Source organism: Mammaliicoccus lentus, assembly GCF_947036595.1.
Taxonomy (GTDB): Bacteria; Bacillota; Bacilli; order Staphylococcales; family Staphylococcaceae; genus Mammaliicoccus; species Mammaliicoccus lentus.
This window is the reverse complement of sequence record NZ_OX344834.1, coordinates 315,305-331,335: the sequence shown is the minus strand read 5'-3', so window position 1 is coordinate 331,335 and position 16,031 is coordinate 315,305. Positions and strand designations below refer to the sequence as shown.

Here is a 16,031-nt window from a genome sequence, read left to right as displayed (position 1 = left end):
TTTAATAATAATGCAAATTTCATACAATCTATTTCTGATGTTATTTTGAATAATTATATAAATTACATTAATTAAAATGTGAACAAATATCGCTACAACAACTGTGTTAAGTTAAAATTTAACGTACTGAACAAATTTAATTAACTTTAATAACGTATTTTTATGCATATTATATGAATAAAAATTTATATTAAAAAAGAGCTAGAAAATGAATTTCCAGCTCTTTTATTCTGCTTCTGAAATTTCTGAACCTATATTATTATAATCAATATCTGCTTCTAAAAATGATTGATTATCTGAAGGTAAATGTTGTTCAAATGTATCAAAGTTTTGTATTTCGATACTACCTACTTCTAATTCAAAATCTAAAACATGTCCACCAAAACTTTCAAATTCATCAATAAAATGAACGTGAAAACCACTAGCTCCAATTCCATGGAATAGTTCTGGTGTATAGAAACCTATAATTGTTCCTCTAACTTCAGGAACTACTTTTTCAGGTTGGCGTCTTGCGGATTCTATTAAGCGTTGATATGGCGGTTCTTGCTTAGGCATCCATCTTACATGCATATTCTTAAATGTTCCTGTTATTTTTATAGCAGAGAACAAATTTTTACTTTTCATGTTGTTCAATATTTCATCAAATACTTGGTCAGATTTTTCGTGTGCAGCGTAATAAGTCTTATCTGCGCTGAATCTTGTAATTGTAGAAAATGGTGTCATTTCATTACCTTCTAATGCTTTAAACTCTCCAAATTCATTTGCATGAAATGCTCTTCCGTCTAAATATATAACTTCTCCATCTGATCCAGTTAATGTCCCTATACCTGAATCACCATGTTGTAAAATCTCATCAATTGTTGCTGTTCCTTCTAAGTGACCAGCCATCAAAGTAGCTAACGTGCCATGCTGATATAAAGTTTGCATAAATAAGACACCTCCTCTTTCGTACTATTTATATATAAGTTGTGATTAAATACATTAATGGCAGTATGACAGAACTGATTACAGCAGTTAATATCATACCAATCGTACTGAAAGCTCCTGCCTCAAAATTAGCTTCTAAAGCTTTTGCAGTACCAAATGCATGAGAGGCATTGCCGTATGTCATACCTTTTGCTAAATCACTTTGAAAACGTCCTTTTGTAATAAAGAAATTCCCTAATATACTACCAATAAGACCAGTAGCTATAATAAACATAACAGTTATCGTATCTGTTCCACCCATTTGTTCTGAAACTTCTATACCGACTGCCGCTGTCATAGATCTTGGTAGTACTGTCACAATCGTTTGACTAGGGTAACCCATTATATATAGCGCACCGTAAATGACTATAAAATTCATCATAATGCCTGTCATTACACTTGTAATAATAACTTTGAAATTTGCTAAAATGAGTTTTCTAAATTTATATAAGGGATAGGCTAAACTTACAACAGAACAATCCAAGAAATTATGAATCCATGTTCCGCCTACCATATAATCAGTGTAGTTCAAACCGAATATAAGTAAAACAAAAATGATTACGATTGAAGCAATTAAAGCAGGGTTCAATAGCGGATGCTTATATTTAACTTGCAGTTTCTTAGCTGCAATATAAGTTATTAATGTTAGTACAATCATGCCTATCGCTTGAATAATCATCACATGTCCTCCTTACTTGATGGTTTAATTTTTAATAATTTTTCACTAACATAACCTGAAGATAATGCCACTAAACTTGTACTAATAATGATTAATATCGCTAGAAAAATATATGTGGGATCAATTTGATTTGCGATATCCATTATGCCAACAATTGAAGGTACAAAAAAGAGCACCATCACATTGATCAGTTTATTAGCACCAACTTCTATCCAATGTTCAGGTATCACTTTAAATAGTAACAAACAAAATAATAATGCCAATCCGACAATACTACCTGCTATAGGTATATGAAGTAATTCTCTTAACCACATGCCTAATAACGTGATGCCATATATTAACGTGACTTGTAATATTATCTTTATAAGTCGTCTCATCATATTTAATCAATCCCTTTTACTTTAAACTCTTAATCTATATTATATGAGGTTACTATGTATTAATAAAATACATAATATCGATTTCTAGTATTCCGTTATGGAATACTTAAGTTTTAAAGAAATATATAAGGATAATAAACAGGACTAATGAAAGCGTTAAACCTATTGATGTATAAAGGTTTAACTCAGAGTTATAAAGTACATTTAAATTATCATATAATAATATTTTTTATGTTAGAAAAAATAAAAAAGAACTTAGGAAATAAACTCCTTGCTCTTTTTTTGAAGATGGAACTAATAAAAGTAAGAGCTGACACTGCTTTATTGGATTAAATATTGCACAAACTCACATAGAGCACTTCTAGTTGGATTAATGAGGTAGAAAATCCAATAAAAGTTGTCTATTTGGATTATTGTTATAGTAAATCCAATAAAGGTATATGTAGTTGGATTATTGTCGTAGTAAATCCAATAAAAGTGTGGTTAGTTGGATTATTGTTGTAGTTAATCCAATAAGAGTATAGTTAGTTGGATTATTGTTGTAGAAAATCCAATAAAAGTGTGTCTACTTGGATTATTGTCGTAGTAAATCCAATTAACCATTTCGTAAACTAACGAATTCACTTTTATTCTGATACAAATTTAAAAATAAGAGGCTGAGACATAAATACATGTCTCAGCCTCTTATTTTTAAAGGTCTTGCTTTAAGAATGCCATCCACTCTTCTGTTACTTGATTCATATATGAACCTTTTTTCCATATTAGGCCGAGGTGCCAATATATTTTCTCGCCTGCGAGTTCAATGGCTCTAACTTCGTCTCCCATTTGATCTGCGATACTCTTTGGTACAATCGAAATTCCTAGACCTCTTTTAATCATATTATCTATAAAAGTTAACTGTGAGATTTTAGCTACCGTTTTAGGATAAAATCCTGCTTTACGACAGTTTTCAATTATCATATCTCTTAAATAATAATCGTCGTGTAATAAAACGAACTCTTCATCTACAAGTTCATGTATAGCAACTTTTTTCTTATGAGAAAGTTTATGAGATTGATTTAGCACTAAAAAGAGTTCTTCTTTATAAAGCGGCATACTATTAAATTTTGAAGAGTCTACTGGTAAAGCAGTCACACCGATGTCTATTTCATCTTGGCTCAAGTAATTTTCGACTGCTTTACCGCCTCCTTCAAGCACTTCGTATGTTACATCAGAATATTTTTTATGGAATTTTTCGAGATTATCTGTAATCAAATTCACTTTTATCATAGGAGATAATCCTAACCTGATATGGCCTTTTTTAATTTCAAATATATCATTCAATTCCATTGTTAATTTATCAAATAATGTAAGGAATTCAACTGCTTTTTCGTAAAAAACTTCACCTGTATCTGTTAATTTGATATGGCGTTGTGAACGATCAAATAATGTAATATCAAATTCATTTTCTAAATTTTTAACGGCTTTACTTATTGTAGATTGAGCTACAAATAAATGTTCAGACGCTTGTGTCATACCACCATTTCTAACTATTTCTACAAAATATTTTAACTGTTTAAATTCCAAATTTTACACCTCATTTTTGGCATAACATCACGACTTTATAATGAGAAAATAAATACAATTATAATAATAATCGGTATAATATATCTCATTAAAACTCTCCATAATTTAAACCATTTTACAGATAAATGATTTCCCATACGGAATTCTTTTTCCACAAGTTCTGGATTCATTCTGAAAGATATAAATATTGCGATTAATAAACAACCTATTGGTAATAATATATTACTCACTAAATAATCTGTCGCATCAAATATAGATTTCCCAAATATTGATATGTCACTTAAAACACTATAAGACAATGTAGAAGGAATACATGCTATAAACGTCAGTAATCCTAATATCCAAACAATCTTCTTTCTAGAACGTTTACCATCTTTTTCAAATGCTGAAATAATGATTTCGAACTGACTGAATGAAGAAGTTAAAGTCGCGAATAAGAATAATAATAAGAACAATGTTAAGAATAAAGTGCCAAATGCCATTTGCCCAAAAACATTTGGTAACACAATAAATAACAATCCTGGCCCTTCAGTAGGTTCTAATGAAAAAGCAAATACGACTGGAAAAATAGCCATACCAGCTAAAATAGAAACTAAAATATTCATTCCTGATACTAATGCTGCTGATGTCGGTAAGCTTTCTTTCTTACTTAAATAAGAACTATATGTAACCATACAAGAAAATCCAACTGCTAGCGCAAAGAACGATTGACCAAGCGCAAATAGTATACCTTTTGCACTAAAATCAGAAAGATTAAATTTAAAGAAGAACGCTAATCCCTCAGATGCACCTTCTAATGTTACTGCTCTTACAACTAAAATAAGGAAAAAAATTAGTAGCAATGGCATTAAATATTGATTCGCTCTTTCGATACCATTTTTAATACCAAAATTTAATACGAGTACATTCATTAATATAAATACAAGTACACCTAATAATGCAATAAAGGGATTCCCAATAATTTCTTCGAACATTTTCCCGTAATTTGCACCATCTGAAATTAAGTTACCTGTGATACTCATCGTTGTATAAATCGTTATCCATCCACCTACAACACTGTAGAACGATAACAATAAGAAACAACCAATAACCCCTAATCTTCCTGTTATACGCCATGGTGACTTAGGTGCTAATGTGTCGTATGCCGATACAGCCTCTTTATTCGTTGAACGACCAATGATGAATTCTGAAATCAACATTGGTAAACCTATAAATAACGTAAAAATGATAAATATAAGTAAAAATGCGCCTCCGCCATACTGACCAGCAACGTATGGAAACTTCCATATTGCACCTATTCCAATCGCTGCGCCTGCTGCTGCCATCACAAAACCTAATTTAGAAGACCATTGATCTCGTTGTTCATTCATCTCATCACTCCATTCAAATCTCTTAGTAGAAGTATAACGTATAATCGTATACTACACAGTAAGAATTTTTATGAATCAATAAATATTTATCCTTCTAGCTTTAAATTTCACGTTTTTATAAAAAAGACATATTCATTCTCAAAAAGGTATATATAAATAAATCTCCTAATCCGTAGCTTTCCAACGAATTAGGAGATTTATTTTGAGTAAGGGATTGTTTAACCAAAACCATATAGAATTATGTTTAGAATAAATTAAAATATACGATAATATAATTAACTAACATAACTATTGCAATAATGGAATTGTTAATCATATGTACCATCATACTATCTTTAATATTATTTCTTCTAGTATAACTTAAATATAAAATAAGCCCCATTGTGAAATAAATTCCAAATGAAATTAAATTATTACTAACATGCATACCACCAAACACGATTGAAGTAATAATAAGTGGTAACCAGAACATTTCTCTTTTAAATAAAGTTTCTTTAAATATACCTCTATAAATAAGTTCCTCCATGAAAGGAATAATGATACCAATAGATAGTAAAAATACGACGAATGGAATGATATGCGCTAATTCTCCGCCCTTTTCATTTAAATCGCCCATTAATACTTTATCATTTTCAGTTTGAATATCTCCTGTAACCATAAACATCACATACGATCCTAGCGCAACAACTAGTCTCAATAGTACGGCCCAACCAATATTAATCCAAATGTCTCTTCCATTAAATTTAAGAGGTTGTTCCACGGAATGTTTTAAATAATAACGACGGATTAGCCATGCTATACCTAAAACAATAACGAGATAAATCGCAGTTAAAACGATATTAGTCCATAAACCCATTTGAGATGACATTCCAAGAATTCCGATAATAGCTATTAAAGGAATTTGACTTAAAATCATCCATCCAATTAAAATAATTGCACTTACGAATTTACTTCTTTTCTCCATCATCTCACTCCTTATATTTCAATTCTTTTATTATGTTATCATAGTTTCCACAAATTACCATTATCATTCAGTAAATTTTTACAATTTTATGTATTTTTTATGGAATTCCCTTATATTGATAATCATTCTCATATAATATAATTGAAATATCAAAATTGTAATTATTTCAAAGGAGGGCTTTTAAATGATCACTAAAGAACGCCATGTTGCAGATGTAGTAACAGATATACCACAATCCGCTGATGTTTTCCGAAAATACGGTATTGATTTTTGTTGCGGTGGTGATGTTTCAATCGAAAATGCAGTTTATTCTAGCAATAATGTTGATTTAAATACTTTATTAAACGAGTTAAATAATATTCGTCAATCAAGTATTAATGATGGATTTGATATAAAATATTTAAACGCACCATCACTTATTCAATATATTCAATCTCGTTATCATGAAACATTAAGATATGAATTAAAGAAACTTACCCCATATATTACAAAATTATCTAAAGTACATGGTGCTAACAATCCATATTTATTAGAATTAAAAGATTTATACTCTCAATTGAAACAAACACTTTTAACACACATTGAAGAAGAAGATCAATACTCATTTCCAAAACTACTTGATGCTTATTCTGGTCAACATGTAGATAATCTTTCTGAAACTATTATGTCTCTTATCGATGACCACGAAGAAGCAGGTCAATTATTAAGTAAAATTCGTTCAATCACAATTGATTATCAACCACCATTAGAAGCATGTGGTACATGGAGGCTTGTATACCAACGATTAGAACAATTAGAACGCGACACACACGCACATGTACATTTAGAAAACCACGTCTTATTCAAAAAATACAAACAATTTTTATGATTATTAAAGGAGTGAAAGAAATGAGGAAAGAAGCCGGACATACTTTTTTAGCTAAGTTAGGCAAAAAACGCTTAAGACCAGGAGGCAAAATAGCAACAGAGTGGTTAATTAATCAAGGACATTTTTCAAAAGATAAAAAAGTATTAGAAGTCGGATGTAACATGTGTACAACATCTATACAATTAGCTAAAACATACGGCTGCAAAATTGAAGGCGTTGATTTAAACTCAAAAGCTTTAGAAAAAGGTGCGCAAAATATAGCATACGAGCATGTATCACACTTAATTCATCTGCAAAAAGCAAATGCGATGAACTTACCATTTGAAGATGAGCAATTCGATATTATTCTTAACGAAGCAATGCTCACTATGTTACCGATAAAAGCAAAAGAACAAGCCTTAAAAGAATATTATCGCGTACTAAAACCAGGAGGTGTAGTACTCACACACGACATTGCTATTATTAACATCGATTCTAAAGACGAAATCATTCAGAATTTAAGTGACGCAATCAATATTAAAGTAACTCCATTACCAACTGCAGAATGGTACAAACTCTATAAAGAAGCAGGATTCAATAATATCAAATCTAAAGTTGGAGCATTAACACTTATGACACCATCAGGAATGATTCGAGATGAAGGTATTTTAGGAACATTAAAAATCATCAAAAATGCATTAAAAAAAGAAAATCGCTCAATGTTCATAAAAATGTTCAAAACAATGAAAAGATATAAAGCTGATATGAACTACATTGTTCATGCTGTTAGAAAATAAATTACACTTAAATATTCGGCTGAAATAAAAATCACTTGTTAAATCGACAAGTGATTTTTTGTCTTAAATAAATTAATATTATATAATTATTGTAAAAAAATAGGAGGTAGGTATATGGAATATGCCACTTATTTAAAAGCGCTAAACGGTCGCTTAGAACAAAATGAAACAACTCGAGAATTATTTAGACAAATAAAAGGAATAGAAGGCGAAGAATTAATTAAACAAATATTAGATCAAGAACTTAAGTTAAATTATGTGCATGATATCGAATTGGATATAAACAATAAAGTTCAAATTGATTTTTTAATTGTCGACGACGAAAAAATTATGAATTTAGAAATTAAACACTACAAAGGTGACTACTATATAATTGATAACCAACTTAAAAATAGCTATGGAAATATATTTCAAACACCTTTTCAGCAGATGAAGCGGGCTGAGTTTGAACTGGAACTTATGAAATCTAAACTTGATATCAAACGCACAGTTGAATCCTATCTCATCTTTACTAACCCTACATTTACGCTTCATACAGAAATCCCTCATCGCAATCAAGTACTACTACCTACAGAATTACACAAAATCCCAAAATTAATTAAAAATTATAAAATAGAAGAAAATAAAATTATTTTGAATAGAATAAAGACCTTGAAGAAAGATTTTTCGAAAATCTATCCAAAGAATTTATTACCTTTTGACCAAATAAATCCTGGATTAAGGTGCCCACAATGCAGAAAAATAGGACACATACAATTAAATAGTCATAAGAGGTTTGGAGAATGTATGTATTGTTCGAAGAAAATTGCAAGACAATTACTATATTTAGAAAACTTAAAAGAATTATATATATTGAAAAACGAACCTTTTACTTTGAAAGAAGCTCAAATATGGTGTGATGGAAATGAATGGGCAATTAGAAAATTATGTAACCAACACTTCAAAAAAGAAGGTCAACGAAAAATTCAATATTATATTTGATGTGTTCAATAAAAAGCACCATTGTTGTAAGAGCAGCATTCTTATTGGATTTTCTATCTCAATAATCCAAGTAGACATACCTTTATTGGATTTTCTATCTCATTAATCCAACTAACCACACTCTTATTGGATTTACTACAACAATAATCCAACTAACCACACCTTTATTGGATTAACTACGACAATAATCCAACTAACTACACTTTTATTGGATTTTCTACCTCAATAATCCAACTAACTACACCTTTATTGGATTTTCTACCTCAATAATCCAACTAACTACACTTTTATTGGATTTTCTATCTCAATAATCCAAATACACACCCTCTTATTGGATTTTCTATCTCAATAATCCAAATACACACCCTCTTATTGGATTTTCTATCTCAATAATCCAAGTAGACATACCCTTATTGGATTTTCTACCTCAATAATCCAACTAACTACACTTTTATTGGATTTTCTACCTCAATAATCCAACTAACTACACTTTTATTGGATTTTCTACCTCAATAATCCAAATACACACGTCTTTATGAAGTGCACCCAAAATTTCAACCTAAAATAAAACCATGACCTTAGCGAGTTTTACACGAGCTAAGGTCATGGTTTTCATCATGCCCACCAAATATTTTCGAGTTTTTCGTTTATATTTACTGATTGTAGATTTTGTACTGCTTTTTGGAAGCCTTCTTCTACGGACATTATAGGATCTTCATGTTCAATACTCACGACGTAATCATATCCATTGATTCTTAATGCGCTTATTATATCACCCCATACTTGAGGGCTATGTCCATAACCGACAGATCTAAATGTCCATGCTCTAGATTGTACGGAGCCATATGGTTGCATGTCTGTTAATCCGTACATATTTACATTTTCCTGATCAATGTATGTGTCTTTTGCATGGAAGTGATGAATAGCGTTTGCTTTGCCCAGTATTTTTATAGCAGCTACAGGATCAATACCTTGCCACCATAAATGACTTGGATCTAGATTCGCTCCTATTGCATCGTTAGTTGCTTCTCTTAATTTTAATAACGTATGTGGTGTGTGCACCGAAAATCCAGCATGTAATTCTATTCCGATTTTAACGTTATGATCTTTAGCAAATTGTGCCGCTTCTTTCCAATAAGGTATAAGCTTCTCTTCCCATTGCCATTCATAAATTTCTGAGTATGCTGTTGGCCATGGTGTAACTGGCCAGTTTGGATGTTTCGCATCTTCATCTGATCCTGGTATACCTGAAAATGTATTGACTACAGGCACTCCTAAAATCGATGCAAGTTTCACTGTTTTAATAAATGTATCGTGTGCTTGTTTAGCATGTTCTTCATTCGGTGAAACTGGATTATCGTGACAACTAAACGCACTAATTTCTAATCCGCGTTGTTTAATCGCATCCATGAAAGATTCACGTTTAGCTTCACTTTCTAATAATGCATCAACATCACAAAAATGATTTCCCGGGTTACCACCTGTTCCGATTTCTACCATCTTCAAACCTGAATTCGCGACATAATCTAACATTTCCTCAAATGATTTATCTTGAAAAAGTACTGTAAACACACCTATTTTCATATGTATCGCTCCTTTATATTTGATATTAAGTTAATCTAACACTACGTCCTTCTTCACTGCTTCTATATATTGCATCTATAATGAGACTGACTTTTCGAGCTTGTTCTGGTTGTACAATTAAAGATTCTAGTCCTAAACAACTGTTTACAAAATTCATGGCTTGTCTCTGTGCTGCTAAATCCTCATTATGTTCTGCTACAGCTTTTTCATTAAAAAAGTTACCAAATTTAGGTTGATATATTTCAAATGGATACACATTCAATCCTCCATCAACGCCTGAAATACTTAAATGTATGTTATCTTCTTTAATGTTCGCTGACCAAGAACACTCAAATTGCATAGTAGACTGATCGTCAAATGTAATAAAACTAGAAACATGATCGTCCACTTCAAAAGTACTACTATCAAATGTTCCCCAGTCATTAATTTGATTAGGTGTTTTACTTAATCGGTTATAAGTTTTACCTAATACTTCAACAGGTTGAACATCCTCAAGTAACCAAAGTGATAAATCTAATAAATGACAGCCGTAATCTATTAGACTTCCACCGCCTTGTAGTTCTTTATTTGTAAAAACTCCCCATCCAGGTACTTTACGTCTACGCATTGCTTGAACTCTTGTAACAAGAGGACTCCCTACAGTGCCACCTTCAATTGCTTTATGAGCTGTAATAGCAGCATCTGTAAATCGATAATGGTATCCAATAGCTAACAATTTATTTGCTCTATTAGCCGCTTCAATCATCGCATCACATTCTTCTTTATTCATGGCCATTGGTTTTTCACAAAATACATGAACACCTGCATTTAACGCCGCAATACTTATCTCTGCATGAAACTTATTCGGTGTGCATATTACAACTGCATCTACTTCGTTAAACATTTCTTCATAATCTTTAAACACATGAGGTATCATATGTTCTTTAGCTACTTGTTGTGCTAAATCATAGTTAATGTCTTGAACACCTACAATTTGAGCAGTACCTTTTAATTGTTTAAATGCAGGTATATGTCTGTTTTGAGCAATACCTCCAACGCCTATCATACCTAATTTTAATTTGTCCATAATTCACTCACCTATTTCTCACTGATATGCTCTAACGGTTGAGCATTACCATATTGATGTTTAGGAGTGTTACGGTTTTCAGCCCATTCCACTGCATTTTTAATAACGTGCTGTATTTGTGAGTTATAATATGTAGGATAGCTTTCATGTCCAGGTCTAAAATAAAATATTTTTCCGTTTCCACGTTTGAAAGTTGCGCCACTACGGAATACTTCTCCGCCTTCAAACCAACTTATAAATACTGTTTCATCTGGTGCTGGTATATCAAAGTGCTCGCCGTACATTTCTTCTTTTTCTAATTCGATATATGAGTCTAAACCTTCTGTTATTGGGTGAGTAGGATCTACAACCCAAAGTCTTTCTCTATCATCTGCTTCACGCCATTTTAAATCACATGTTGTCCCCATCAAGCTTTTAAATATTTTAGAGAAATGTGCTGAATGTAAAACAATTAATCCCATTCCATCTAGTACGCGCTGCTTTACTTTTTCAACAATTGAATCTTCTACTTCATCGTGAGCTTTATGTCCCCACCAAATTAAGACATCTGTCTGATTTAATACATCATCAGTTAAACCGTGTTCTCGTTCATCCAATGTTGCTGTTTTAACATTGTGTTTTTCACTTAAAAATTCAGCTATGACATTATGAATGCCTTTTGGGTAAACTTTCTTAATTTCTTCGCTTTCTACTTCGTGACGAAATTCATTCCATACTGTTATATTCATTTAGACATCCCCTTTAGTTATTATTCAAAATAAACAGCTTTTCCTGTTTTCGCAGATTTATATATACCTTCTAATATTTGAGTGATGACAATAGCTTCTTCAGGTTTTACGACAGGATCAGTATCATTCAAAATACTATCAATCCATGAACGCGCTTCCACTTCTGCTTCGTCAACTTGTTCTCCTTCATAAAAGTCCACGCCTTTATTTTCAAGTTCAACTTGAGTTGTATATAGTGAACCAAAGTCTTCACCATGTATTCTTAAGCCATCTTTCATGTCTGCTCCACCTTCAGTTCCTGAAAGTTCACATTTAGCTTCATCTACATTAAGTGAATTAAGCGCCCAACTTGATTCTAAAACGATTGTTGCACCATCTTTCATCTTGATAAATCCAAATGCAGAATCTTCTACAGTAAATTCCTTAGGATCCCATGGCCCCCAAGCATTTGCTGCATTTTCTTTTTTACCTAATTTATGAAAAGTTGACCCCATTACTGATTCAGGTTCATAGTTATCCATCATCCATAATGTTAAATCAAGTGCATGTGTTCCAATATCAATTAACGGGCCTCCACCTTGTTGTTCTTCATCTAAGAATACACCCCACGTAGGCACTGCTCTTCTACGTATAGCATGTGCTTTACCATAATATATATCCCCTAAATCTCCACGTTGTGTTACTTGACGTAAGTACTGGCTATCTGGTCTAAAACGATTTTGATAACCAATCGTTAATTTCTTACCTGTTCTTTTAGCTGCTTCAATCATTTCTTGTGCTTCTTCAGTTGTCTTAGCCATTGGTTTTTCACACATCACATGCTTGCCTGCTTCCAATGAAGCAATTGTTAATTCTTTATGCGAACTATTTGGCGTACAAACGTGAATAACATCAATCGTTTCATCTTTCAACAACTCTTTATAATCTGCATAAGCCTTTGCTTGTTCAGTACCGTAATAGTCTGCTGCTACTTCAGCCTTCTCTACATCTATATCACAAAATGCTACAATATTTACTTCTTCAATTTTCTGCAAGCTTGGTAAATGCTTGCCATTCGCTATACCACCACAACCTATAATACCTACATTTAATTGCATCGCTATTTCCCCTTTTCAATTATAATTAATTTTCATTTTAGCAAACGCTTACATTTAATGTTATAAAAATTTATAAATATTACTCTTTATACATATCGTAAATTAAATAATGATAAACACCAATCAATAACACTTGTTTAGAAACTTATTGTTCGTATTAGAATATATTTTCATCTGATGAAAATATTTCCGCGATTTTTTAGCTTATTCTCAATATTCTCGGACATAAATTCTAACTCAAAATAAATAAGCATATCACTTTTAAACTGAAATAATCAGTTAAGTGATATGCTTATTTTTATAATCTTACTTCAGATGTTTGAGTATACGTATCTTCTCCAAGGTTAATCATTGATTCTGAAATGTTCCTTGAATGATACCCTATACGCTCTAATATTGAAATCATATCTATATATACAAGACTGCCTTCTGGTGAACATTCGCCAGAACTTAAACGTTTAATATGTTTCTTTCTTAAGTCGTGTTCTAATAAATATGAATCTTCACTTCGTTTTACAACCTCATCTTTTTTAACATAATCATATACATCAAATGCTTCGAATGTTTTTTCATATGAAATTTTAACATGTTCATAAAGTCTATCTATACTTTGCTCAGCTTTTTCTGAGATTCGAATATCAGATGATTCTTTTTTCTGCAGTTCATCTAAATAAGATTCTGTTAGTGCTGATACTTTCAAAATTGTTCTATTCACATCATATAATACAGATAGACGTTCTCCGTCTTTTGCTGATAATTTTTTCTCTGACAATTTATTTAAATATTGTCTAACATTATCATACATATTCTCGATGGCAGCGTGTTTTTGTTTATGTTTTTTAACAGCTTTATCATCTGTGTGATCTACTTTTTCAAGCATAGACATTGATAACTTTCCGATGTTTCTAATTTCATCTTGCGCTTCTTGCAATGCAATACTCGGCGCTCTATTGATTAAGTTATTATCTAAATATTTAGGTTTATATTTTTCATTTAAATCTTCACCAGGAATAATTTTTGTAACTAACCACGCTAATACAAAAATAAATGGTAATTGAATCAATGTGTTTGTAATGTTAAATGTACCATGTGCAAATGCGATTACCATTTCTGGATTTAATCTAAATGCACCTTGCATCCATGTAACAGCCGCTTCATAAATCGGTAAAATTAATAAGAATATTGCCGCACCGATTAAGTTAAACAGTACATGTGTAACCGCAACGCGTTTAGCTGCTAATGAACCTGCTAAACTCGCTAATACAGCTGTAATTGTTGTACCTATGTTATCACCTAGTAAAATAGGTAACGCTCCGTGTAATGATATTAAATCATTCGCAAAGAATCCTTGCAATATACCAATTGTTGCACTAGAACTTTGAACGATTAATGTTACAAATGTTCCTGCAGCAACACCTAGTATCGGTGAATGAGACATACTTAGCATAATATCATGGAAACCATCTAAATTAGCTAAAGGTTTTACTGCGCCACTCATCAGCTCTAACCCATAGAATAAAGACCCGAAGCCAAAGAATATCATACCAACGTTCTTAACTTTACGTTTTTGAACAAAGAATATTAAAAATGCACCAATTGCTAAAATAGGTAAAGAATATTCCCCAATATCAATACCAATAATAAATGCAGTAACTGTTGTACCGATATTTGCACCCATTACGACACCAATTGCTTGTCTTAGCGTCATAAATCCTGCGCTTACTAAGCCTATCGTAATAACTGTTGTACCTGAACTACTTTGAATCAAAATTGTGACAATCATACCAGCTAATACACCCATTATTGGGTTGCTAGTAAATCTATTTAAAATACTTCTCAGTCTATCTCCTGCTGCAGCTTGTAACCCGTCTCCCATTTGCTTAATACCATAAAGAAATATACCTAAACCACCTATAAAAGTAAAGATAATTTCTAGAGCCGACAATTCCATAAGACACCTCAATTAAATTTTTTGTAACCATTGTGAATATTAAACGATAATTGTTAATCTAATGTAAATTTTATATTAAGTTTCGTTTAATTCAACTATTTTCTTTTAAATACAAAAGAACTATGAAATTGTCGCAAATAAACATGTACAAATCAACCCTATTTATTAAATAAATCTTCCACATTATTGTACATTTTAAAAATCATCATACGTTCGCCAGTACGGGAACTTAAATCAGTATGAAAACTATCAACTTTTTCATTAGTTATATTAAATATTATGTCATAAAGATGTGAAATATCTGATTCTACTAAAGTAGATCTTGTACGTTTGATGGAAAGTAAACCTTCCTTTGTTTCAGAGACTTTGTATTCAGCAGGTGTTAAAATACCTTGTAAATCTACAATAATCATATCTCTTAAAATATCTGTCTTCACTGACAATGAACCTCTACCTAAATATTCTTTTTCCCATTGTGTGATAGCTTTACTTATTGTAGATTCACAGTATCCTTTCGTCATGTCCATATCTTTCATCTCCTCACAAATTGATAAATACTCTTTAAGTTGTTTCTTGAATAATTGTTTCTGCATCATTTTCTTTGAATATTATCCCGGAAATTTTAATATTTTCCGGTACTAATGGATGGTTATAAATCTGGTTAACACTTTCTTCAATTCGTTTATGAACATCACGTTCACCATTTAACCAATCTATAATACTTTCACCATTCATTTCTGGCTTACAATTCTCAAATAAATAGTCTATCGTTTTTAAACGACTTTCCATGCTTTTAATCTTTTTAGGTAAGTCAATATTAGGTAAATTATAAGCCTCGTCTTTACCAATGATGTATATTTCTCGAATGTCTTTCTGATAAATCGATATAATGATTGATCTCATAACTTCTCCATATGCTTGCGCTATTTCTGATTGATAACTATTTATAGTAAACACATGAGCTGTCTTATCAAACACTTGTCTAACAAATTCGTCTTCTGAATGTGTATTTAATTCACCTAATATCAATATATTATTTTCTTCGTTCATCATTA

Annotated in this window: 16 protein-coding genes; 3 read left to right on the top strand and 13 right to left on the bottom strand. The window is 31.5% G+C overall.

Features of this window, described 5'->3' with window-relative positions; genetic code table 11:
* Positions 1–225: 225 nt before the first annotated feature.
* The 6 genes from budA to ACNMOQ_RS01440 form a co-directional block, all read right to left on the bottom strand.
* Complete coding sequence (gene budA / locus ACNMOQ_RS01465) at positions 226–927, bottom strand: acetolactate decarboxylase (RefSeq protein ID WP_017000078.1); 702 nt, start codon at positions 925–927, stop codon at positions 226–228.
* 28 nt (positions 928–955) lie between these two features.
* Entirely contained in the window at positions 956–1,645 is a 690-nt protein-coding gene (locus ACNMOQ_RS01460) for an LrgB family protein (RefSeq protein ID WP_017000077.1), read from the bottom strand.
* Entirely contained in the window at positions 1,645–2,025 is a 381-nt protein-coding gene (locus ACNMOQ_RS01455; protein WP_017000076.1) for a CidA/LrgA family protein, read from the bottom strand. Before ACNMOQ_RS01455 ends, ACNMOQ_RS01460 begins: the two co-directional genes overlap by 1 nt.
* A 690-nt stretch (positions 2,026–2,715) precedes the next feature.
* The gene (gene cidR, locus ACNMOQ_RS01450) at positions 2,716–3,591 is read right to left on the bottom strand and encodes a cidABC operon transcriptional activator CidR (RefSeq protein WP_017000885.1); all 876 of its coding nucleotides are present in this window, start codon (positions 3,589–3,591) and stop codon (positions 2,716–2,718) included.
* 35 nt (positions 3,592–3,626) lie between these two features.
* Positions 3,627–4,961 (bottom strand): sodium-dependent transporter, encoded by a 1,335-nt coding sequence (locus tag ACNMOQ_RS01445; protein ID WP_017000886.1) that lies wholly within the window; start codon positions 4,959–4,961, stop codon positions 3,627–3,629.
* A 244-nt stretch (positions 4,962–5,205) separates the two neighbouring features.
* On the bottom strand, positions 5,206–5,925 hold the full coding sequence (locus ACNMOQ_RS01440; protein ID WP_257504775.1) for a CPBP family intramembrane glutamic endopeptidase: 720 nt from the start codon (positions 5,923–5,925) through the stop codon (positions 5,206–5,208).
* Between the two features lie 184 nt (positions 5,926–6,109).
* Here ACNMOQ_RS01440 and scdA point away from each other — a divergent pair, with 184 nt between their 5' ends.
* From scdA to ACNMOQ_RS01425, 3 genes are all read left to right on the top strand, one after another.
* A complete protein-coding gene (gene scdA, locus ACNMOQ_RS01435; RefSeq protein WP_218688700.1) occupies positions 6,110–6,793 on the top strand; it encodes an iron-sulfur cluster repair di-iron protein ScdA in 684 nt (227 codons plus the stop codon).
* Positions 6,794–6,813: 20 nt separating this feature from the next.
* The gene (locus tag ACNMOQ_RS01430) at positions 6,814–7,569 is read left to right on the top strand and encodes a class I SAM-dependent methyltransferase (protein WP_218708182.1); all 756 of its coding nucleotides are present in this window, start codon (positions 6,814–6,816) and stop codon (positions 7,567–7,569) included.
* A gap of 114 nt (positions 7,570–7,683) precedes the next feature.
* Entirely contained in the window at positions 7,684–8,550 is an 867-nt protein-coding gene (locus tag ACNMOQ_RS01425; RefSeq protein WP_315296311.1) for a nuclease-related domain-containing protein, read from the top strand.
* Positions 8,551–9,165: 615 nt separating this feature from the next.
* On the opposite strand, the gene ACNMOQ_RS01420 is transcribed toward ACNMOQ_RS01425, so the two are convergent.
* The 7 genes from ACNMOQ_RS01420 to ACNMOQ_RS01390 form a co-directional block, all read right to left on the bottom strand.
* Positions 9,166–10,134 carry a sugar phosphate isomerase/epimerase family protein gene (locus tag ACNMOQ_RS01420; protein WP_415363948.1) on the bottom strand — a complete coding sequence of 323 codons (969 nt, stop codon included), beginning with the start codon at positions 10,132–10,134 and terminating at the stop codon, positions 9,166–9,168.
* Positions 10,135–10,159: 25 nt separating this feature from the next.
* Complete coding sequence (locus tag ACNMOQ_RS01415; protein ID WP_194200415.1) at positions 10,160–11,200, bottom strand: Gfo/Idh/MocA family protein; 1,041 nt, start codon at positions 11,198–11,200, stop codon at positions 10,160–10,162.
* 11 nt (positions 11,201–11,211) lie between these two features.
* The gene (locus ACNMOQ_RS01410) at positions 11,212–11,928 is read right to left on the bottom strand and encodes a ThuA domain-containing protein (protein WP_017001009.1); all 717 of its coding nucleotides are present in this window, start codon (positions 11,926–11,928) and stop codon (positions 11,212–11,214) included.
* Positions 11,929–11,948: 20 nt separating this feature from the next.
* Positions 11,949–13,025, bottom strand: coding sequence for a Gfo/Idh/MocA family protein (locus ACNMOQ_RS01405; protein WP_416350163.1), 1,077 nt, complete (start codon positions 13,023–13,025; stop codon positions 11,949–11,951).
* A 298-nt stretch (positions 13,026–13,323) separates the two neighbouring features.
* Positions 13,324–14,976 (bottom strand): Na/Pi cotransporter family protein, encoded by a 1,653-nt coding sequence (locus ACNMOQ_RS01400; protein WP_218708211.1) that lies wholly within the window; start codon positions 14,974–14,976, stop codon positions 13,324–13,326.
* A 158-nt stretch (positions 14,977–15,134) separates the two neighbouring features.
* A complete protein-coding gene (locus tag ACNMOQ_RS01395; RefSeq protein WP_218708213.1) occupies positions 15,135–15,503 on the bottom strand; it encodes a Na-translocating system protein MpsC family protein in 369 nt (122 codons plus the stop codon).
* Positions 15,504–15,537: 34 nt separating this feature from the next.
* On the bottom strand, positions 15,538–16,026 hold the full coding sequence (locus ACNMOQ_RS01390; protein WP_416350162.1) for a carbonic anhydrase: 489 nt from the start codon (positions 16,024–16,026) through the stop codon (positions 15,538–15,540).
* Positions 16,027–16,031: the final 5 nt, after the last annotated feature.

What these genes read in the sequence shown, in the direction of transcription:
- budA (WP_017000078.1), bottom strand. Translation starts at nt 927, where the DNA reads ATGCAAACTTTATATCAGCATGGCACGTTAGCTACTTTGATGGCTGGT.
- ACNMOQ_RS01445 (WP_017000886.1), bottom strand. Translation starts at nt 4,961, where the DNA reads ATGAATGAACAACGAGATCAATGGTCTTCTAAATTAGGTTTTGTGATG.
- ACNMOQ_RS01415 (WP_194200415.1), bottom strand. Translation starts at nt 11,200, where the DNA reads ATGGACAAATTAAAATTAGGTATGATAGGCGTTGGAGGTATTGCTCAA.
- ACNMOQ_RS01440 (WP_257504775.1), bottom strand. Translation starts at nt 5,925, where the DNA reads ATGGAGAAAAGAAGTAAATTCGTAAGTGCAATTATTTTAATTGGATGG.
- ACNMOQ_RS01405 (WP_416350163.1), bottom strand. Translation starts at nt 13,025, where the DNA reads ATGCAATTAAATGTAGGTATTATAGGTTGTGGTGGTATAGCGAATGGC.
- ACNMOQ_RS01395 (WP_218708213.1), bottom strand. Translation starts at nt 15,503, where the DNA reads ATGGACATGACGAAAGGATACTGTGAATCTACAATAAGTAAAGCTATC.
- ACNMOQ_RS01410 (WP_017001009.1), bottom strand. Translation starts at nt 11,928, where the DNA reads ATGAATATAACAGTATGGAATGAATTTCGTCACGAAGTAGAAAGCGAA.
- ACNMOQ_RS01430 (WP_218708182.1), top strand. Translation starts at nt 6,814, where the DNA reads ATGAGGAAAGAAGCCGGACATACTTTTTTAGCTAAGTTAGGCAAAAAA.
- ACNMOQ_RS01425 (WP_315296311.1), top strand. Translation starts at nt 7,684, where the DNA reads ATGGAATATGCCACTTATTTAAAAGCGCTAAACGGTCGCTTAGAACAA.
- ACNMOQ_RS01390 (WP_416350162.1), bottom strand. Translation starts at nt 16,026, where the DNA reads ATGAACGAAGAAAATAATATATTGATATTAGGTGAATTAAATACACAT.
- ACNMOQ_RS01400 (WP_218708211.1), bottom strand. Translation starts at nt 14,976, where the DNA reads ATGGAATTGTCGGCTCTAGAAATTATCTTTACTTTTATAGGTGGTTTA.
- ACNMOQ_RS01420 (WP_415363948.1), bottom strand. Translation starts at nt 10,134, where the DNA reads ATGAAAATAGGTGTGTTTACAGTACTTTTTCAAGATAAATCATTTGAG.
- ACNMOQ_RS01460 (WP_017000077.1), bottom strand. Translation starts at nt 1,645, where the DNA reads ATGATTATTCAAGCGATAGGCATGATTGTACTAACATTAATAACTTAT.
- scdA (WP_218688700.1), top strand. Translation starts at nt 6,110, where the DNA reads ATGATCACTAAAGAACGCCATGTTGCAGATGTAGTAACAGATATACCA.
- ACNMOQ_RS01455 (WP_017000076.1), bottom strand. Translation starts at nt 2,025, where the DNA reads ATGATGAGACGACTTATAAAGATAATATTACAAGTCACGTTAATATAT.